The sequence below is a fragment of the Cytobacillus firmus DS1 genome (assembly GCF_000565285.1).
GTDB classification, from domain to species: Bacteria; Bacillota; Bacilli; order Bacillales; family Cytobacillaceae; genus Cytobacillus; species Cytobacillus firmus_A.
Window position 1 is genome coordinate 37,279 of the sequence record NZ_APVL01000015.1, and the last position, 20,695, is coordinate 57,973.

Sequence of the window (20,695 nt, forward strand, 5' to 3'; positions counted from 1 at the left end):
TCCTATCGTTGCGTGAATAGTTTCGCTGACAGCGATAGGAGGAACCATTTAAAGCTTACGGAAAATCCTAATAGCTTCTTTTCTTCTTTTATAAAAGTGAAAAACACTGTAAAATACTCCTATCGCCATTGAAACAACAAATAAAAGCTGTAAGCCGGATAAAGATAGTGCATTTGCGAATGAAAGAGAGTAAGCCAGCAGCAAGGAAGTTGCTATTTTGGATATAGACGCAATTCCCAGGAACTTTTTAAATGAAACACCACCCATTCCTGCTCCAACACAAATGATCTCATCCGGCAATATCGGAATAACAAACAGCAGGACTAGTATGGTGTTTTCATTTCTCTCCATGTATTTTTTGTATTTGTCCAGATGCCGCTCCTTTATAAACCTCGATACAAGCTTTACTCCCCCTATCCTTGCAGTCCAGAACATAACAATAATCCCCGAAAGTGTACCTGTGAATCCAAGAAAGGCAGCGGCAGCAGGACCGAAAACGGCACTTCCTGCAGGCAGTGTGACGGCTTCAGGAAGCGGCAAAAGGATGGGCTGTAAAAAGCAAACCAGGAAAAAAATGAGCTTACCTTCCGCTTCATATTCCCTCAGTATACTCTCGAGCCCATAGGCATCAGTCAGAACGAGTATTTTTGTTAAATAAAAAGTAATAAAAACGATTAACAGCAGACTGAACATATAAATCAGTGCCAGTCTGCTGTATTTCACCCGTGATAACCTGCCTGCAGATATAAAGTAAAAATCCATCACTAATATGGCAGCCATGCCTGTACTAATAACCCATTTATACGCAGGCAAAAGTGTCGGCATAAAATTAAACAATATATATAATGATATTAAAATGATAAGCCCGTGCAAACTAACTTCTATTTTTCCATTCATACATTTTCCCCTTCTTGCTTTTCTTAACTATAGTTTAAAAAAGAATACAAGAAGGATTAAGCTCCCTCAGCATTAAAATAATCTAAGGCCAGAGACTTAGATAAGAAAAGCGCAAGCGCCTTGCCCACCCCCGACAAGCACAAGACGAGCCTCACGGAAAGGCGTCCTTTGCCTTTTTGGGAGGATCGGCTTGTGACCTCGAGGGGGTAGGCTGCTTGCGCTAGACAGTTATCGACGTTCAAAATTTTATACTTTCTTACCTTTTAAAAAAGCAGGATTATCCTGCTTTTTCTAATACTCTATCTCATCATAATCCTTAGGCTGCGGAACCGGCTGATCCCCTTTATATTTTCCAAACTCATTGACAAGCTCCCTCTCCTCTTTTGGACCTTGTGCCTGTTTTTTATTTTGCTCATCTCTTCTGGTCAATTCAATTGCTCCTTCCTTATAGTTCTTTAAATTAATATGTGCTCATTACTATTATTTAAAGCATACTTTAGAAGGATTTTTCCTGAACTCTGTAAAATAGATAAAAAACAGCACGTTCAGATGATTAATAAGAAGGAGATTCCCATGTTAAAATTAGAACCTTTTACAGAAAAAGATTTCGATTTGCTCATCAGCTGGATTAGCACACCAGAATTAATGGTTCAGTGGAGCGGTGCCCATTTCAAATTCCCGCTTGATCACGAACAGCTTGCTAAGTATATACGCTCTGCGAATCTGGAAACCAGCTCTGATTATATCTGCAAAGTTATTGCAAACGATGAAATCGTCGGTCATATCTCCCTTGGCAGAGTAGACCGTGTCAACGAAACTGCGAGAATTGGCAAGGTTTTCATCTGCCCTGCAGCACGGGGGAAAGGGTATGCTTCAGAAATGATCCATCAAATCCTGAACTTAGCCTTCCAGAAGCTGAAATTAAATAGAATCAGTCTCGGGGTTTTCGATTTTAATCTGCCTGCTATTAAGATATACGAGCAGGCAGGTTTCCAAAAAGAAGGGCTTCTCAGGCAGACCAATAAAGTTAGAAATGATTATTGGAACTTAATAGAAATGAGCATCCTGAAAGATGAATGGCAGGCCAGCGCCGGGCTCATGGGTATTCAATCAAACGTTTGATTGAATTGTGCTCATTAAAAAAACAGGGCGGATAACCTCCGCCCTGTTTGATCAGCTTGCTTTTTCCTCTGCTGGCACTTCCTGTTTTTCCTTGGAAAGGAACCATCCAGCTAACGCTATTCCAATTAAGACTACATAGAAAGTAGCTTTCCATTCCGTCGATTTGGCAAATCCTTCAGGCAGGATCGCCAGTGCCGGATGGGACATTGTGTAGACAGCCAGTTTGACACCAACCCAGCCGACAATACCAAATGCTGCAACCTCAAGTCCAGGTCTCCTGTGAAGCAGATCCACAAAGAGGTTAGCAGCAAAACGCATAATGATCAATCCGATCATACCGCCGGCAAAGATGACAAAAAACTTTCCGCCGTCTAGTCCACCTACATGGCCAAGTCCTGAATCCGGAAGAGCTACAGCCAGGGCGACTGCTGCCAGAATAGAATCTACAGCGAATGCTATATCAGCCAGTTCAACTTTAAAAACTGTCAGCCAAAAACCAGATTGTTTCTTTTCCTTCGTTATTTCTGCCTCTTCCTCGCCTTTTTTCACAAGGAACTTTCTTAATATGTGATTAGCCGCGATAAACAGAAGGTATAGCGCTCCAATGGCTTGAACCTGCCATACATCTACTAAATATGAAATCGCAAATAACGATCCAAAGCGGAAAACAAACGCTCCAGCCAACCCGTAAAATAAAGCCTTCTTCCTCTGCTCCTCAGGAAGGTGTTTAACCATAATCGCCAGGACCAGCGCGTTATCAGCAGCCAATAAACCCTCCAGCGCCACAAGCAGCAGCAGCACCCATCCATACTCAAGTATTAGTGATAATTCCATCTAAGCATCCTCCCTTATTTCACCTTTGTGTATTTTTCGTCTAAACGCTTTTCAATTTTCTCAAGCATTGCTTGATCTCTCAGCAGCTCTTCTTTGTTTTTCTTAATTAATTCAGCAAATGATATCTTAGCTTTTTTCATCTTGGTCTCCTTTCCTTTATTTTTTAAGTATTGAAAGCTTCGCACTGTTTCCCTGCAGTTATGTCGATTGAGGATTTTCATTACCCGTCATTTTAGGGCAATAAAAAAACCTCTACCAGCAAGCGGTAAAGGTTTTAAAAAACAAAAAGACCTTTACCTGAAACAGGCAAAGGTCTTGCTAACAACGTTAAGGTTGCCAACAAAGCCGGGAGCTCTTAACTCCGAAATGACGACTCTGCTGTAAAAGCTACTCCCCTTTAGGAGAAACTATTCAACTATTTAAATTAATGATATTCCATTTTGTTCAAAATGTCAATGCTTATGCAAATCGGTAATAAATTAAAATGAATGTCGCAAGAACGAAAATAAAGTTAAGGAATACAAACACAAATTGATCTGCTTTGGTTTTATGCAGCTTGATCGGCGGGTTATAGAAAGACACCCCTTCAATGATGAAAATAATCAGCACAATATGGATCATAAAATGCCCGATCACTTCTGTCATGCCAAACAGCATCGTGGTAGTGATGAAAATAACCGTCACGACGAAGCCAACTACACGGTTAAGAATCCCTACTACAAGAAGGTAACCGACTACAAACTCAATGAATGCAGCCATAACAACAAATGCAGCAGGTGCAAATCCGAATGTCGGGACTCCGTGATTGGCCACAATATCCAGAGACATGCTTGGATATACCCATTTTTCAACAGCCACCCAGCATAAAGATAAACCTGTGCCCAAATATAAGAATGGAAATCCAACCTTCTCCAGCTTCGTGCTGCCGACCAGCAGGACTCCAATAATAGCAACATAATATCCATAATCAAGCATATGGAAAATGCCATTCTGCATGGTAACGTACACAAACAGTCCCAGTAAAATAACGGCCCCGGCCTTTGTTGAAATATGATGCGGAATTAGCAGAAAGCCAATCGCTGCCCACGTTAAAATCATAGCAATCGTGCTGGTTAAATGAAATTCAGGCGCAAACAATGTTCCGTTTGTTATCTGGATTATTAATGCCGCAGCAGTTCCATACTTCAGGATATATCTGCTGTATTTGCGGAACCCTGAGAGCCAGTCATCAAGCTTTTTGACTTTGGCCCATTGTGATGTCCTAGGAATAACCAATGTCAATAGCGCAAGGACGATCGCAGCCGTCAGGGCCAGTCCCATAAATAGAGGTGATAATATATTTTCAATGGTTTCCTTTTGGGGCGCCACATTCGTGAACCATTTCACATGAGCGCTTGTAAAAAAAGGTGTCATGACTAAGCCTGTTATTAATAACATCTGAAATATTTTTTTCATGGTTTATTGTGCCTCCTTGATGGCATTTAAAATTATATAAACAATATAAGTACAGTATTAATATATAATACTTTTCATTCCAGTGGATTATTCAAAAATGAACATTATGTGAAATGTTTCACAAGTTAACACAATAAAAATACAGGCTAAATTTTGTGCCTGTATTTTCATTCCCTATTTTTCTCTTTTCAAAGCTGAAAGTGCCGGCTTTTTCTCTTCATTCTTTCCCTCATCTGACACTAAGTCCTTTGCCGCACTTTTAAACTCCGTTAATGTCCGCCCAAATGCCCGCCCAATTTCGGGAAGCTTGGATGGTCCAAATATGATCAAGGCAATGACAAGAACAAGAATTAAGCCTGGAATGCCAATGTTAGATATCATCTTCTCACCGTCCCATTAATGTAATACCTTTTCACGCTTTTTCTTAAGCTGCTTTTCATGGGCCCTTGAATGGGCGTGGTGGCGATCTTCTTCCACCTCAGAAGAGATTCCAGCCCCCTGAGGTACAGCAGATGCCGATACCTGCTTCAAGCCAGCCTGATCTTTTTCAAAAACAAATGTTGCTCTTGTTGAAATATCCGCTCCAGGCTCTGTTACGAATGGAAGAACCCGATAATCCGCACGCCATTGCTCTGGTGTTACCCGGCAGCGGACGTAGCCCCTATAATTATTAAAGAACTTAATATGCGGATTTTCTGCAAGCGTCTTTTCCGTATCTGCTCTCACATCTGATCCGTTCCCTCCTGATGTGATAGAGGTTCCGACAAATTCGGCCCCAATCAGCTTTGCATTTGGATCATTATAGTCTGTTAGAATATTGGAAGCCCAGCTTGCATGAACATCCCCAGTCAGTACAATCAGGTTTCCGATATTGTTTGAAGCAGCAAAATCAGCTAAACGCTGCCGGGCAGCAGGGTATCCATCCCATGCATCCATGCTGAACTTCGGCGAAGCACTTGTCCCAAAATTTCTCTGGGCAAAGAACACCTGCTGCGCTAGTACATTCCACTGCGCATTGGAGCTGGCTAGATTGCTTTCAACCCATTGTTCCTGTTCGCTGCCAAGGAGCGTCCGGGCTGGATCGAGCGACTCCGGCGTTTGCGGCTTGCTGCCATCGCCATTTGCCTGGTCATCCCGATATTGCCGGGAATCAAGCACAAGGAATGACGCCAGGCTGCCATAGCTGAACTCCCTATACAACTGCATACCATCACCATTTGGCATGGAAGATAACCGGAGCGGCATGTGCTCATAGTATGCCTGATAAGCTGCTGCACGGCGTTTAATAAATGCTTCAGCTGACTGGCCTTTTTCCGGAATCCCTGCTGCATAGTTATTTTCCACTTCGTGGTCATCCCAAGTGACCACCCAAGGGAAAGCAGCATGAGCTTCTTTCAGGTGCTGATCAGATTTGTACTGAGCATGGCGATTCCGATAATCTTCGAGAGAGATAATTTCCGGTCCGCTGTGATGGCGGACATTTCCTGTTGGTGAAATATATTCATTTGGTCCATATTCATATATGTAGTCGCCAAGGTGAATGACAAAATCCAAATTTTCCTTTGCCATATGCTGATAGGCTGTAAAAAATCCATGTTCATACTGCTGACATGAAGCAAATGCAAATGATAGCCCTGATACTTTGGCACCTGCAGGCGGAAGAGTCTTTGTTTTGCCAATTGGGCTTAGTTCATTGCCGCTTTTAAAACGATAATAATAGACAGTGTCAGGCATTAAGCCTTCTGCCTCCACATGCACAGAATGCGCCAATTCCGGCACTGCAATTTCTGTCCCGCGTTTAACAACTTTTCGGAAGTGTTCATCTGCAGCAAGTTCCCATTTGACCGGTACAGCATGCTTTGGCATCCCGCCTCCATTAAGCGGATCCGGTGCTAGCCTTGTCCATAAAACCACACTGTCCGAAAGAGGATCTCCTGATGCGACGCCGAGGGTAAAAGGGTATTTGCTGAACTTAGGAGCAGCATCAACCTTTAGATTACCCACCCCTAATGATTGCGCCATAGCCAGCGCCAGCGAAAAACCGGCTATTTTCCCTGCACCAGATAGAAAGCTCCGGCGGTCAATGTCCCTCTTTAAGTTCTCTTCATTAAACTTCCTGATTAAATCATCAATCGATCTCTCATTGTTCATTTTCTTCACCTCTTATCATGGATTCACAATTGATTATAAGAGGTGTTTTTTAAAGTAATATGAAGACATGTAAAGGAAGAAAATAGATTCTCTGCCTATTTTATCAGGACTTTTGTAAGGATTGGTTGTTCATACAGCCTATAATCTATATTTGCGGTCAACAATCCTTTGTATTCCCGCACCTTTTGCCCCAGATTTTTTTACAATATAAACATAGAATATTAACGAATCCTGTCAGATTCTTTTAGTTTACTAATCTTTAAATAGTGGTTATGATGGTAGTTATAAATCTTGCAAAGGGGTGAGGGAATGAGGACACATCAGGTAATGCCACTTTTACTGCTGTCTGTATTTTTATCCTTTCTCATTACCCAATACCCTGGTGTCCATTATAATGACATTCCGATGGACCAAAGCAAAGCGGTAACAGTTTCGGACTTTACCGAGAGCTTCCTATTAAAAGATGATCCCAAAAAACATATCTTCAAGTTAGATCTACTCTCTTTATCCATTACAATCCTGACAGTTATCCTTTTTGTATATAGTGCTCTGCACATTGCCCGCAGGAAAAAGATATTTTATACTCCAATTTTCTACGAGGCGAATTATGTCATTCAAGCTCCTTAATTGTCCAACAAAACAATTAAAGGAGGAAGACATAATGTGGATTAGATTTTTAATGATTGGGTTATTTTCATTAACAGCTTCCAGCCTGTTCTTTTATCAGGGTATGGAAATGTATCATGCTTTCACAGATTTCTTTAGACAAAAATGAGAAGCTGGCGCCCAGGGATTCCCTCCCGGGGCGTTTTTATTTCATAAAAAACCCGGCCTGTTTTATTTCCAGGCCGGGCGTACTTTCTTACTGTGCTTTTGCATATTTATCGTCTATTTTTTTTTCGATCTTCTCAAGCTCACGGCGATCTTTTAAAAGTTCTTCTCTATTAACCTTTATCATTTCAAGCATTGATAATTTTTTCTTTTTCATTTCTGCTCACCTTCTTTCATGATGTTTGTAATCCTTCTGGATGCAAGATCTTCTTTTTTTAGTGCCGCTTAAAAAACAATCGTCTTATTACCATGCACTATGACTTTGTCTTCCACATGCCATGCGACTGCCTGTGCGAGGACCTGCCTTTCCACATGCCTGCCGGCAATTTTGAGATCCTGTGCAGTGTGCCGGTGGTTAACCCGCTGGACATCCTGCTCAATGATCGGTCCTTCATCCAAATCATTTGTTACATAATGAGCGGTTGCCCCAATCAGCTTGACTCCGCGGTTAAACGCCCGTGCATAAGGATTGGCTCCCACGAAGGCCGGCAGAAAGCTGTGATGGATATTGATAATCCGGTTCGGATATTTGGAAATAAAACTCGGCGAAAGAATCTGCATATATCTCGCCAGCACAATGAAATCCGCTTTTCCCTCAAGCAGCTCAACCGCCTTTTGCTCGGCTTCTGCTTTAGTATCCTGCGTAATCGGAACATGATGATATGGTATTCCAAAACCCTCCACCACTTCCCTCATGTCAGGATGATTGCTGATCACCAGAGGAATATCCACTTCAAGCTCCTTCGATTTCCAGCGCCACAGCAGCTCGAGCAGACAGTGATCCATTTTAGAAACAAATATCGCCATCCGCTTGCGCTCGCCTTTGCCGCTCAGCCTCCACTCCATTGAGTATTCCCTGGCCATTTCAGGCAGATCCTCTTTCAGTTTTGAAAAGGACTCATCAAAATGGTTCATATCGAATTCGATCCGCATGAAGAAGATGCCTGCCTGCGGATCGGTTGTGTGCTGGTCAAAATGGACAATATTCGCGTTATGCTCCAGCAGAAAGTTAGAGACTGTGGAGATGATGCCTGGCCTCTCTGGACAGGATATCAGCAATGTCGCCCGGTTTGCGTTAACATTTGTATTCATATAGATTCCTCCAACTGCCTTGCCATCCATATAAAAAGGACAGAAAAAAGGCGGCTTCTTTATCCCCCTTCTCTGTCCTTTTACCTGAGAGTTTGACCCCTTTGGTGTCGCAAAGTCCATGCGCGCTCTCCAGAGATGCGTCCGACTGAGGTTCTGTCTACCTGAGAGATTGGCTTCAAGGGTATTTTTGAAGCTTGCTCCTTCGGTGGCTACTGTATGCTCTCTCCCGCAGCCGTCATTCGCTCAATATTTTTGTTATTTTCAGAATAATGTATTTTTTGATTTATGTCAATCGAACTAGGTTTCTTTCACAAAATTGCCACAATTGCAGCCTGGTTTTAAAGATGATTTCCTATGGGAAAAAGAAAAGCTTGAAGACAAGGTCTCCAAGCTTTTCTTACACAGCAGCCTTCGGTTTTGGCTCCTTTTTTTGCCATGCAACTGTGATAAATAACGTAACAATCAATAAGGCCAGACCAAGAACAAACGGATAGGTTATCCGTACATCATAAAGTACACCGGCAATCGTTGGCCCCAGAACATTTCCAATGCTCATATAAGCATTATTCATTCCCATCGCAAATCCCTGTTCATTACCGGCCATCTTTGAGATTAGCGTGGTTAAAACCGGGCGCAGAATGGAAGTTGCAAGGAAAATGATCAGCGAAATAACGAAGAAAAGTGCATAGCTGCCTGCAAACAGTGAAACTAGGAATCCTGATGCTGCAACAGCCAAAAAGACATTCAATACCTTTCCTTCTCCGAATTTATTAACCACACGATCGACTACAAATAATTGAACAATAACACTAATGACTCCTGTCGAAGTCACCATAATGGCAATTTCCTGCGGAGTAGCAGCAAATTCATTATCAAGGTAGAGCCCAAGAACTGACTCATACGCCATTAGTCCAAAGCTCATCACCAATGTAATGACAAGCGGAATAAAATAAGGCTTCTTAACGGACATGGCCAGTTTCTTGACCATCGGTTCCTCTTCAGCCATCTCTCCCGGCACTGTCTGCAATGTGCTGCTTTCTTCGAGGAGCACGATGGAGAATAGAACAGCCACTAGAGATACAAGCGCTGAAATCAGAAATGGCATTTTCAGGCCGAAGTCAGCCAAAAACCCGCCTATCCCAGGTCCAACCACAATTCCAAGTGACATTGCAGCTGAGACAAGACCATTCCCTTTTGCACGCTGCTCCATGGTAGTAATATCAGCAATGTAAGCAAAAATAGCTGGAATCAGCAAGGCAGCTCCAATGCCTCCAATGACACGTGAAAAGTAAAGCAGCCAAATGGAATCCACTGCATAAAAGACAAGCATGGATAATGTCAAACCAGCTAACCCGTAAATAATCATCTTTCTGCGGCCGTACTGGTCAGCCCATTTTCCCGCGATAGGAGAAAAAATCAGCTGGGCACCCGCAAAAATGGCAATCATCAGTCCTGCTGCCGTTCCTCCCTGATTAATGGATTCCAAATAAGCCGGCAAAATCGGAATGATAATACCAAAGCTTCCGATTGCAATAAACATATTGATCATCAAAATGATCATCTTTTTCTTTTGATCTCCTGACAAAACGGATACCCCTCCTTCTATATGTGAAAAATTTACATTATTTTTTTCGGCACGCTAAATAGCTTATAATGAGACATGCTGCTTTGTCAAAGGAAAAAAAGAGAAGCCCCAGCAAAGCTGAAGCCTCTTGCAATCACCCTTTGAATTTGTTCGGGAATTGCTTCACAACCGCATCAGAAATGGCATCTGCCATCATAATAATATGCGACACTCCCTCATCAATCGAAACAATTCTTGCTTCCCAATCCTTAACAAGACTTGCTGTCAGATCATTTGTTACTAATTCCAAATGCTTATAAAGCAGTTTTTTCACATCTTCATCTTTCAGACTTGGATTGGCTCCGCTTAGAAAAGCAGCGATATCATCGGCATTGCGATACCATTTTTTGTTCAGCTGGTTCACCTTTGCACCCTGTCCGCTCTTTGCTGCCTCCACAATATCACCAGCAATGACAATATGCTCTTTAAGCAGTTCTGTCAGCTTTGCTCCTGCAGCTTCTCCGTAATATGGCTTAATGGAATTCCCTATGTCCTCCTGATTTTTAAGCAGGCGCGCCAATTCCTGCTTCTGATCCTCCGCCCCGGCAGTTGTGGCACTTGTAATATAGTTGCTTGTCCATAATATATGGTCGATCCATAGTCTGCGGAATTCGTTGTCAAACTTAACCTCTGACTGGGTAAGACACGGTTTTTGTGCAGCTGCACTGCCCGGAGCTGCCAGCATATTCAGCGGCATGAGCAGCATTATTCCTATGATCAGTAATTTCTTCATATCCTTTTCTCCTTCCTAATTGAAAAAGTTTCCTTCTTATTTTGATTATCCTAAGATTTTTCATTCCCAAAAAATAAAGCTCGAGGCTAATGCCCCAAGCTTTTTCAATCAAACGTTTGATTGATTGCATATATAGCCTATTTACTTTGGCTCTTTTCGCATAAATGATCACACTACTGCCACCGCAGCAAAAAACTCATTATAAAGCGCCAGTACCGCACGTACCTCATCCGCTGCCTGTACGCCAAACATCATGCTCACTTCAGAGGAGCCCTGATTGATCATTTCCATATTGACTTTCGCTTTAGCGAGGGCTTTGGAGGCACGGGCCATTGTTCCAATGTTCTGGCGCATCCCTTCTCCAACCACCATAATAAGTGAAAGGCTATGCTGGATTTTCACTTCATCTGCATGAAGTTCATGCTGTATGCGGTTCAGAATTTCTTCCTCCACCCCATCAGTAAATTGGTTTTCCCTCAGGATAATGGAAATATCATCAATTCCTGAGGGTGTATGCTCATAGCTGAGGCCATTCTCTTCCAAAATGGTCAGCAGCCTCCTCCCAAAGCCGACTTCCCTGTTCATTAAGTATTTGCCGACATAGATGCTGCAGAATCCCTGGTCACTGGCAATCCCGATCACAGGTCCATTCGTGTTATCCCGCTCGTTCACAATCCTGGTGCCGGGAGCAGACGGATTATTCGTATTTTTTATTTGTACAGGAATTCCGGACCGAAATGCCGGTACAAGCGCTTCATCATGCAGGACAGTAAAGCCTGCATAGGAAAGCTCACGCATTTCCCGGTATGTCAGCTCTTTGATTTCCTTAGGGCTTTCTACAATAAAGGGATTTACCGAATAGACCGCATCCACATCTGTAAAATTTTCATATAAATCCGCCTTGGCTGCACCGGCCAAGATGGAGCCTGTCACATCCGATCCGCTTCTTGAAAATGTGAAGACCTGGCCATCCCTGCTATATCCAAAGAAACCCGGAAAGATGATGATCCCGTCCTGCTCCCTTAATGCAAGCAGCTTGTCATATGCTTCAGGAAGCACCTGAGCGTTGCCGGGCTCCGGACTGACAAGTAATCCCGCTTCCTTCGGGCTCACATATCTTGCTTCTATTCCCTGCTGCTGAAAATAGGCTGCTACAAGCTTAGCGTTGTTATCTTCACCGCTCGCTTTGATCAAATCCATAAAAACTTCAGGATTATGCGTATCACTGGAAAGCCTCGTAAAAAGATCCTCCCTGATGATATCTTTAATTTCCGGACCAAGCTCTAATTCATCAGCGATTTGGCCATACCGATCCAATACAGCTTTAGCCAAATCATCTGCTGCTTCCCCCTGAATCCGTTTCTCTGCACATGCGATTAATAAATCAGTAACCTTGTCATCCTCTGAAAATCGCTTTCCAGGAGCCGAGACAACAACGATCTTTCGCTCTGGATCAGCATTTACAATATTGAATACCTTCTCGATTTGCTTTCCGGATGCTAAAGAAGATCCTCCGAACTTCACCACTTTCATCCTGACATCTCCCAATCTCTGAAAATTTAATCTTTATTTTACTCTTATCCTCACAGAAATCAAGAGAAAATTCCACCATACAAATACAAATGTTCATCATAAAAACACACAAAGATATCTAGGTATAGTTTTAATACGTGTTTTCTATGAATATACCGTTAAATAATATTATTTTAAGAAAATAAAAGAAAACGCTTACAAAGACTATTTATTTTTTGGATTAAATAAAGCAAAAAATGATCAAATTAGTGGTTTTTACTCTCCCGCAATAGGGTATATGTTAAGGATATTTATATAAAGAATTAAATTGTAAAAAACGGGAAGGGAAAAAGTCTATGGGAATCCTAGTTGTGGACGATAATCAAGCCAACTTATTTGTTATTCAGCATATATTGAAACGCGCCGGGTATAAAGAACATTTAACGTTTTCTTCTGCAAAGGATATGTTTCAGCATCTTCAGGGATATTCACCTTTTTCAGCCGATATAAAAGCAGACGTGATCCTGATGGATATTATGATGCCCGAGATGGATGGAATTGAAGCATGCCGGCAGCTTCAGCAGATTCCACATTTGAAGGATATCCCGGTGATTTTTGTAACTGCATTGGAGGACTCGAATAAAGTTGCAGAAGCTCTTGATGCGGGGGGGACCGATTATGTAATGAAGCCCATTAATAAGACGGAACTGCTTGCCCGCATTCGTGCTGCCTTAAGGCTTAAATATGAAAAGGACTGGCATAAGGAGCAGGAAAATAAAATCAGGAATGAATTGGATTTATCCATGCAGGTACAAACCAGCATGCTGAGCGAACCGATTTATCATGAACATACATTGTTAAAGGCTTCCTATCTGCCAGCCAATAAACTCGCAGGGGATATGTATTACTGGCACCAAATAGATGAACATCGCTATGCTGCCATACAGCTTGATATGATGGGCCACGGTATTTCAGCTTCCCTTGTATGCATGTTTATCTCATCTGTTCTCAGAGATGCCATCAGAACATGCAGTGATCCTGAATACGTCATGAACGAACTAAATCGGTGGATGAATTCCCTAAACCAGCGCAATCAGCGAATTCCATATTATTTTACAGCTATTTACCTCGTTCTTAATAAAAAAGGCAGAACAATCGAGTATGTAAACGCCGGACATCCAGCCGGATATGCACTTGTAGACAAAGATGAAATGTACAGCTTATCAAGCAATATGTGTGCAGTGGGTTTTTTCGAAGATATTACGATACAAAAAGAAACTATTCCCTATACAGAGTCCATTCAGCTGCTCTTGTTTACAGACGGGGTGGAAGAAGCGGTAGAGCAGAATAATCTCAATCCCTGTGAGTATCTTCAGCACTTCGCATCCTTTCACTGGAATGCATCCAGAACAGCAGAGCCGATCGATATGATACTGACGAAGCAGCAGCAGGCCAGCGCTGATGATGATATGTGTGTTGTTCTGATTCAGGCAGATTAGGAATGTATACATAATATTTTTTACAAAAAAAACAGAGTGCAGTCCCTCAAAAAAGGAGTCCGCACTCTGTTTTTATTTTTAATGAGAAATCTTCCTGAAAATCTTTTCCTGCAGGTTGATTTCTTCAAATACAGGGTCCTCCATCCGCAGGGCTTCCTTGCTGCCAAGCCCCAGAAAACCTCCCATGCTGAGGCTTTCATTAAAAAGATTAAATACGTGGCTTTGCAGGTCAGTATTAAAATAGATCATCACATTGCGGCACATAATCACATGAAATTCATTAAAGGAGCCATCAGTCACCAGATTATGCTGGGCAAAAACCATTCGATTAAGCAGGGATGCATTCAGATAAGCTGCTTCACAATCGGTTGTGTAGTATTCAGAAAAGGATTTTTTTCCGCCTGCCATAATGTAATTCTTTGTATAGAGCTGCATTTTTTGCAGAGGTATTATTCCGCTCTCTCCCTTTTTAAGTACCTTTTCATTGATGTCTGTGGCGTATATCTTCGTTCGTTCACCCAGCCCCTCTTCTTCCATCAAAATAGACATGGAGTAGGCCTCTTCCCCAGTCGAACAGCCTGCATGCCAAATTCTGATTTCCGGCAATTCTCTGAGCATCGGGATAACCTCATTTCGAAAAGCCTTAAAAAAAGCAGGGTCCCGGAACATTTCTGTAACATTGATTGAAAAATCGCTCAGTACCTTTTGCAGATACCCCTCATCATGGATAACCTTTTCCGTGAGGCTTGTTATGCTGGGCAGCCGATCCCTGCTAAGGCGATTTTGGATTCTCCTGGCAATTGATGAACGCATATATTGCCGGAAATCATAACCGGATAAACTATAAATGGCTTTTAAAAGCAATTCTATTTCTAATTCTTCCTTTTTCAATTCCTTCAATCCTCAACTTTCGAGAACAAAATGATGTTGACGGTGTCCGTATGTTGTCCGGACTGGTCCTCCCTGTCATCTATGAAAGCCATACTCTCATTACTGACAGCAGCTGGTCCAGTTTTAAAGGCTTGCTGATATAATCTGTTGCACCCGCTTCCATGCACTTTTCCCTATCGCCTTTCATTGCTTTGGCAGTAAGGGCAATGATTGGAACACCCTGGTGCCTGTCCAGCCCGCGCAGCCTCTTCATGGTTTCATACCCATCCATAACCGGCATCATAATATCCATCAGTACAATGTCAATCTGTTCTGTACCCATTATCAAATCGAGGCACTGCATCCCGTTTTCTGCTGTAAGGACATTCATGCCTTCTTTTTTCAAAGCATTTTTCAGCGCATAAATATTTCTGTGGTCATCATCTACAACAATGACTGTTTTGTCTTTAAGTTCCGTACCTGTATGCTGATGCTCTGCTTCAGCATCTTGTGTTTCAGCTGTCTCAGACACTTCCTGGACAGGTTCTGCGGTTACAGCAGCTTCTTCAAAAGCAAGCGAACCTGCGGCTATTTCAGGCATTCCGTTTGGCAGATTCGGGATAACGAGTGTAAACCGGCTTCCTTTTCCTTCTTCGCTCTCCACTTTGCAGATACCGCCGAGCAGCTGGGCAAATTCCTTGGAGATGGACAATCCCAGGCCCGTTCCGCCATATTTCCTCATCGTGGCGCCATCAGCCTGCTGGAAGGCTTCAAAAATCAGCTCCTGCTTCTCGGACGGAATGCCAATACCTGTGTCGAGCACTGTAATTTTCAGCCAGTCATTTGTGTAGCTGGATAACGGCAAACCAAGGAAATCGCCTTTTAAAGCTTTTTCAAACGTGACTGCTACTGAACCTTCTTCCGTAAACTTAAATGCATTTGAAAGGAGGTTTTTCACAATTTGCTGCAGACGCTGCTCATCGGTATTGAATACAGAAGGGACTTCTTCCGAAGAGCTCACAGTAAATTCAAGATTTTTATGCTTTGCCACCTGTGTAAAATGCTGTTTCAGACGCTGCGACATTTCTCCCATATTGACTTCCTCAAAGCTGATTTCCAGTTTCCCTACCTCTACTTTTGAAAGGTCGAGAATATCGTTAATGAGGGCAAGTAAATCCTGTCCAGATGTATGTATAACCTTGGAAAACTCCTTCTGCTCCTCAGTAAGGATTTGATCCGGGTCTTCTGCCAGCATTTCTGATAAAAGCAGGATGCTGTTAAGAGGCGTGCGCAGCTCGTGGGACATATTTGCCAGGAACTCTGACTTGTATTTTGAGCTTAAACCCAGCTGTTTTGCTTTTTCCTCCAGTTCTTCCTTGGCAGCCTGAAGTTCTTCTGATTTCATTTCAGCATCTCTGGAGCGCTCTTCAAGCTGCTCATTAATCATACGCAGCTCTTCGGATTGACTCTGCATTTCTTCAGATTGCGCCTGCAGCTCCTCAGATTGGGATTGCAGCTCTTCAGCCTGTGCCTGCAGTTCCTCTGTCTGGGCCTGGGATTCGGCCAGTAAGCGTTCAATCTCCATTCTTCCAGAAATATTCGTAATGGCTATTCCTAATGTTTCTATTACTTTTTCCAATAGTTTGATCTGGGCTTCAGTGAACGGCCTCAAACTCGCCAGTTCCACTACTGCCACTGCCTCGTCCTTTAGCATAACTGGAGCCATCATGATGCTTTTCGGCCTGACATCTCCCAAACCAGTTGATAAGACCTTGTAATCCTCAGGAACATCCTCGAGGAAGATTGTTTTCTTATCCCTGACAGTTTGGCCTGCTAAACCTTCCCCCTCATAGAAAAAGTCTCTTCCTGCTTCATCCGCTCCATCTGCATAAGCAGCCTGCTTCTTAAATACAGGTTTGCTTCCGCTGTCATCTTTCACATAAATGACTCCAAGATCAGCTCCGGCGGCAGGTGCCAGCCTTGATATAAAATCATCTGCCAAATTGGCTATAGTCACATGCTGGCTATAGATGCTTACTAATGCAGCAGACTGGCTTTGGATCCAGTTTTGCTCACTGATTTCAGCCGAATAGCGCTGTTCTTTTTTGTAATAATTCTCCAGTGAATCAGCCATAGAGTTGAAGGCTGTCGCGATTTCACCGATCTCATCTTTTGTTTCGATATCCAGCCTTGAAATGGAAGAAAGGTCTTGATAATCAATATCCTTAATTCCCTTTGTAATTAAGCTGATGCTTCTGCCTGTACTTCTAATCACCCAAACCGTCACTCCGACGATTAAAATAATAGCTATTGCAACCGCAGCAACCAAAGTCGATACTAACTGACTATACGTTTCATTTGCACTTTCCAGGGAATCAGCCATGATTGATTCCTGATATTCTTTAAATTCAGCCAGCTTAACCAGAAGAGAGTTTCGATTTTCCCTTTCTTCCCTGTACAGATCTTCCAGGGAATCTAGATCTCCGCCTCCCATTAATCCGATGAAGCTGTTTTGCATTTGGGCATATGATTCATATGCCTGTTCTACTTCCTTTAATAGCAGGCTCGATTTCTGTCTATTTAATTCATTTTCCAATTTCAAAATCCGGGTTTGTATCCCTTCATGGTTTGCCTCAATCAATTCAGCCGTCATGGCTGGATCTGCCGATTCTATGTCGGTGAGCACACTTAGCAGCTGCTGGTCAGTCTGGTAAAATAGCTGTCTGATCTCTGTAGCCTGATTTACCTTATAGTATCGATCCTCCACAATTTCCAGCATGTTTGCTTTCATTCCGTTTACCATAGACAGAATGACAAACATCAGAATAAACAAAAAAAATACGGTTAAGCCCAATCCCAACATTTGCTTTCTTTTAAAGCTCACCTGTTCTCTCCTTCTTTCCCCCGATTTTTCTTCATCATTATTCTTGTGCATGTTCACGCTTTATGAGATTAAGGTTTTAATAGACCAGCTTCTTTACCCTTATTTGTTGGAGGTCAAACCTGTATTTCTATTTTTTCGCCTTTTTTATATAAATTATTGTTTTTAGCCTAAGTATCCGCCCGTTGATTTCCACTGCAGGTACTCAGCAAACCCGCGGGGCGGGCGGTGAGCCTCCTCGATGCTGTGCGCCTGCGGGGTCTCACCTGTCCCGCTACTTGCAGGACTTTGAATAAGCTTCCTTGAGGAAACACCGCACGAAGAAATTCGATAGCATTTTCGAGGATCTCGCACCTTCCACTCCAATCAACTCAGTGAAAAAAATAAGTTTTAAACATAACATAAAAAAAGAGGAAGGATTACTCCTTCCCAATGTTTAACGATATTCCTTTACTTTTTCCCCTGCTGAAGTCATCCATTCAAACTGGCGGAGCTTCAGGTCAAATAGTGTCAGAGGATCCTGGTAAATCTCAGGATTTTTGCGCATATCGCTTAATGCTTCTTTATTTTCTGCAATGTTCGTATATGTCTCTTCAACTGTATGATTCAATACGTCAAACGGATTTCTGAAGAACATCTTAATATCCCGCTCAAGCGATTTCTCGAAGAGTTCGAATTGCTGCATGAATTTATCGGTGATGAATTCTGCGATTTCGCTATAGTCTTCATGCTCAATGAACTGTTTATATTTATTATGGAGCATGGTTTTATTTTGCTGAATTGCCCCAAGCAGTTTTCCTGCACTCTTGAGCAGGAATTGCGATGGCGAAAAGCGGTTTAGAATATTGGCCTTTTCAAGCTGAACACTCCCGCGCGTCATCCGGTCAGCGTCGCGGCGCCAGTCATCCAGGACTCTGAAATCACAATCCAGCGCGATTTTCTCCTCGCCGTAAAGCTCATTGAAGCCTTGGCTCATTTCATCCAGATATGCCTGGCTGCTTCTGAACTCTCCTTCACTTTCCGCAATCCAATCCTGTATGGAAACATGAAACTCCGGCAAAACCGTATCTTCAATATATTGATGGACCCGATTATTCATTTCATCATTAAGCTCAGTATGGATTTTTCCAAAATCACTGTCTTCTGTCACCATTTCTGAACAGTTTCGAAGAAGTTCCGGAATCTGCTTCTCAAGATCCGCTCTCATTTCATCTTTAATCTTGCTGTACGATCTTTTAATCGTCCGGACCTTCTCTTCTTCCATATCCATCAGCTGGTTCTTGGCACCCTTTAGTTTAGTCACCATCTCTTCGTTCCATTTAATCGTATCAATCAAGCTGTTTTCCATCTCAACACGTTTTTCAAGCAGGAATTTAATGGATTTTTTTATATAGTAAAGAACCTTTGCTGTACGCTCTTCTTTCCGGTTCCGCCCATCCATTATCGACTTGATAAAGACGGCTAAATCATTGAGCTGGCTTTCGCTTTCATAATAGGCGGAGAAAGCAAACACCTTTGCTTTTGGGAAATAGGTATGAACACGGGACTGAGTTTCATCAAGAAGCTCTATAGCATCCTGGCTGTCCGGAATCCGATCCATTTTACTGAGAAGGAAATGAATAGGCAGTTCCGGAGCCTGTTCTCTCATTCTCACAGCAAGATCCAGCTCTTTATCTGTCAGAGGCGAATCAGCATTCAGGACAAACAGCATGCTGTCAGCAAAATGAAGATATTGGAACACACCATTTCGGAACTTGCTTTGACCCGCAAGACCTGGTGTATCGATGACAGCAAGTCTATTACTCTGTAAAAAGTTGAATGGCATCTTGCAGCGTATGAGCGTCTGCTGGCTTTTCTCTGCACTTTGCCTAAAATCCTCAAGATCAGAAATGCTTCTGACTTCCTCGTCCGTAATAGCATGGATTTCCGCTTCATTACTATCCTTGAACAGCACTGAAGCTGATGTAGAATCCCCCATCAGCTCTTCACCGAGAAGAGTGTTCACAAATGAGGATTTTCCATTTGAAGCTGCACCGGCAATCAGCAAATGCCCGGAATCCAAATCAAGGAGCTCACGGACCATCCATTCAAATCGCTCACCCATCAGGACGCCTTTTTCCTTTGCCCATTTCATGATATTTTCGAAAAGCTTAAAGCTTTCCTCCAGTCCTTCCTGATAACGGACAGAACGGTTCACAAGACTCTCTGCTTCACTGACAGCAGAAGAATCGATATTGGATGGGAATATTTCGCTCCATGCCAGCACTGCCGATGCCGAAACAAGATAATGAGAAGGGGAAGCTATTTTCACCCAATTCGTTATGTGATTTGGAATCAGATGGGATAAATCCCGGATTAAATGCTTGCCGCTGATCAGTTCAAGATAAGTTTCTTTGTAAAGCTCCGAAAGCACGCTCCATGTATGTGAGCGCCCCGGCTCCATATTCAGGAGAAGATGATTATATTCTTTCAGCCATAAGAAATACAGATCTGATGTCTTATAGCTATTCCACAGAGCCGCTGATAAATCTTCAAAGTGAGCCCGATCTGCACGGTATAACACCGAAAGCGCCTCACTGAAATAGTTCGGCTCCATTTTTGCTGTCCGCCCCTGTTCCACATACGAATGAAGAACTTCAAACCATGATAGGGATTCCGTCCTGATTGCTTCATTGACAGCCAGCTCCACTGCATTTCCCCAATCACTGTGTTCTTCAAAGAACCCTCGTGCCAGATCGGTCACATCCGGATAATCCGGATTTAGCCGGACTGCCTCTTTAATGGATTCAACAGCCAATTCAAGCTTGCCGCGCTGTATGTAAAGTGAAAACAGCTGGAGGAGCACTTCAGTCTTTAACACCTCTGAATCTGTTTCAATTGATTTATAAAAGTCCTCTGCATTTGAAAGCAGATCTAATTCAAAATAGGCATCAGCCATATTTTTCTGAGCCCACGGCCCCAATTCATTCGGTATGCTTTCCCATTTAAAAATGGCCGCTTCATAATCCTTGTTAAGGAAATAGACTTCACCCTGGGCGAAGCGGATATTAGTTAAATCAGGCACCTCGTTCTGCTGCTCAGCCACATACATTTCACCCAAAACCCTGATCGGATGCACATTTTCATTAGATTCCATGAAGGTCTTATAAAAGGTTTTGCTGATTAGCTGCTTCTCTAAAGTCATCTTGATCCCC

18 protein-coding genes and 1 riboswitch are annotated in these 20,695 nt (G+C 42.7%); of the genes, 3 read left to right on the top strand and 15 right to left on the bottom strand.

The features are described from left to right. Positions 1–48: 48 nt before the first annotated feature. The gene (locus tag PBF_RS18080) at positions 49–897 is read right to left on the bottom strand and encodes a TVP38/TMEM64 family protein (RefSeq protein ID WP_035331680.1); all 849 of its coding nucleotides are present in this window, start codon (positions 895–897) and stop codon (positions 49–51) included. Between the two features lie 291 nt (positions 898–1,188). After that, complete coding sequence (locus PBF_RS26200) at positions 1,189–1,326, bottom strand: hypothetical protein (RefSeq protein WP_160169269.1); 138 nt, start codon at positions 1,324–1,326, stop codon at positions 1,189–1,191. Positions 1,327–1,470: 144 nt separating this feature from the next. On the opposite strand from PBF_RS26200, the gene PBF_RS18085 reads away from it, so the two are divergent. After that, positions 1,471–2,019: a GNAT family N-acetyltransferase gene (locus PBF_RS18085; protein ID WP_035331682.1), complete on the top strand. Its 549-nt coding sequence runs from the start codon at positions 1,471–1,473 to the stop codon at positions 2,017–2,019. Between the two features lie 51 nt (positions 2,020–2,070). On the opposite strand, the gene PBF_RS18090 is transcribed toward PBF_RS18085, so the two are convergent. From PBF_RS18090 to PBF_RS18105, 5 genes are all read right to left on the bottom strand, one after another. Continuing rightward, positions 2,071–2,853, bottom strand: coding sequence for a TerC family protein (locus PBF_RS18090; RefSeq protein ID WP_035331687.1), 783 nt, complete (start codon positions 2,851–2,853; stop codon positions 2,071–2,073). A 14-nt stretch (positions 2,854–2,867) separates the two neighbouring features. Further along, positions 2,868–2,993 carry an FbpB family small basic protein gene (locus PBF_RS25540; protein ID WP_076258308.1) on the bottom strand — a complete coding sequence of 42 codons (126 nt, stop codon included), beginning with the start codon at positions 2,991–2,993 and terminating at the stop codon, positions 2,868–2,870. Positions 2,994–3,312: 319 nt separating this feature from the next. Continuing rightward, positions 3,313–4,308: a hypothetical protein gene (locus PBF_RS18095; protein WP_035331689.1), complete on the bottom strand. Its 996-nt coding sequence runs from the start codon at positions 4,306–4,308 to the stop codon at positions 3,313–3,315. Between the two features lie 174 nt (positions 4,309–4,482). Then, positions 4,483–4,689 carry a twin-arginine translocase TatA/TatE family subunit gene (locus tag PBF_RS18100; protein ID WP_035331691.1) on the bottom strand — a complete coding sequence of 69 codons (207 nt, stop codon included), beginning with the start codon at positions 4,687–4,689 and terminating at the stop codon, positions 4,483–4,485. A gap of 15 nt (positions 4,690–4,704) precedes the next feature. Then, entirely contained in the window at positions 4,705–6,459 is a 1,755-nt protein-coding gene (locus tag PBF_RS18105; protein ID WP_035331692.1) for an alkaline phosphatase D family protein, read from the bottom strand. A gap of 309 nt (positions 6,460–6,768) precedes the next feature. Here PBF_RS18105 and PBF_RS18110 point away from each other — a divergent pair, with 309 nt between their 5' ends. Continuing rightward, a complete protein-coding gene (locus tag PBF_RS18110) occupies positions 6,769–7,086 on the top strand; it encodes a hypothetical protein (RefSeq protein WP_035331694.1) in 318 nt (105 codons plus the stop codon). A 235-nt stretch (positions 7,087–7,321) separates the two neighbouring features. Here the strand turns inward: PBF_RS18110 and PBF_RS25940 are convergent, their stop codons facing one another. From PBF_RS25940 to PBF_RS18130, 5 genes are all read right to left on the bottom strand, one after another. Beyond that, positions 7,322–7,447 carry an FbpB family small basic protein gene (locus PBF_RS25940; protein ID WP_139325615.1) on the bottom strand — a complete coding sequence of 42 codons (126 nt, stop codon included), beginning with the start codon at positions 7,445–7,447 and terminating at the stop codon, positions 7,322–7,324. Positions 7,448–7,515: 68 nt separating this feature from the next. Beyond that, the gene (gene purU, locus PBF_RS18115) at positions 7,516–8,382 is read right to left on the bottom strand and encodes a formyltetrahydrofolate deformylase (protein ID WP_035331784.1); all 867 of its coding nucleotides are present in this window, start codon (positions 8,380–8,382) and stop codon (positions 7,516–7,518) included. A gap of 138 nt (positions 8,383–8,520) precedes the next feature. Beyond that, positions 8,521–8,621, bottom strand: a riboswitch (glycine riboswitch). 158 nt (positions 8,622–8,779) lie between these two features. Continuing rightward, the gene (locus PBF_RS18120; protein ID WP_035331696.1) at positions 8,780–9,967 is read right to left on the bottom strand and encodes an MFS transporter; all 1,188 of its coding nucleotides are present in this window, start codon (positions 9,965–9,967) and stop codon (positions 8,780–8,782) included. Positions 9,968–10,100: 133 nt separating this feature from the next. Next, the gene (locus tag PBF_RS18125) at positions 10,101–10,739 is read right to left on the bottom strand and encodes a glycosyl transferase (RefSeq protein ID WP_035331698.1); all 639 of its coding nucleotides are present in this window, start codon (positions 10,737–10,739) and stop codon (positions 10,101–10,103) included. Between the two features lie 168 nt (positions 10,740–10,907). After that, complete coding sequence (locus PBF_RS18130; RefSeq protein ID WP_035331700.1) at positions 10,908–12,272, bottom strand: aspartate kinase; 1,365 nt, start codon at positions 12,270–12,272, stop codon at positions 10,908–10,910. Positions 12,273–12,607: 335 nt separating this feature from the next. Here PBF_RS18130 and PBF_RS18135 point away from each other — a divergent pair, with 335 nt between their 5' ends. After that, the gene (locus PBF_RS18135) at positions 12,608–13,750 is read left to right on the top strand and encodes a PP2C family protein-serine/threonine phosphatase (protein WP_035331702.1); all 1,143 of its coding nucleotides are present in this window, start codon (positions 12,608–12,610) and stop codon (positions 13,748–13,750) included. A gap of 78 nt (positions 13,751–13,828) precedes the next feature. Here PBF_RS18135 and PBF_RS18140 read toward each other — a convergent pair whose 3' ends face one another. The 3 genes from PBF_RS18140 to PBF_RS18150 all read right to left on the bottom strand — a co-directional run bounded on the left by PBF_RS18140 (position 13,829) and on the right by PBF_RS18150 (position 20,685). Then, positions 13,829–14,641, bottom strand: coding sequence for a CheR family methyltransferase (locus tag PBF_RS18140; protein ID WP_035331704.1), 813 nt, complete (start codon positions 14,639–14,641; stop codon positions 13,829–13,831). 79 nt (positions 14,642–14,720) lie between these two features. Further along, positions 14,721–17,504, bottom strand: coding sequence for a response regulator (locus PBF_RS18145; RefSeq protein ID WP_035331706.1), 2,784 nt, complete (start codon positions 17,502–17,504; stop codon positions 14,721–14,723). A gap of 433 nt (positions 17,505–17,937) precedes the next feature. Next, on the bottom strand, positions 17,938–20,685 hold the full coding sequence (locus PBF_RS18150; RefSeq protein ID WP_035331708.1) for a dynamin family protein: 2,748 nt from the start codon (positions 20,683–20,685) through the stop codon (positions 17,938–17,940). Positions 20,686–20,695 lie beyond the last annotated feature (10 nt).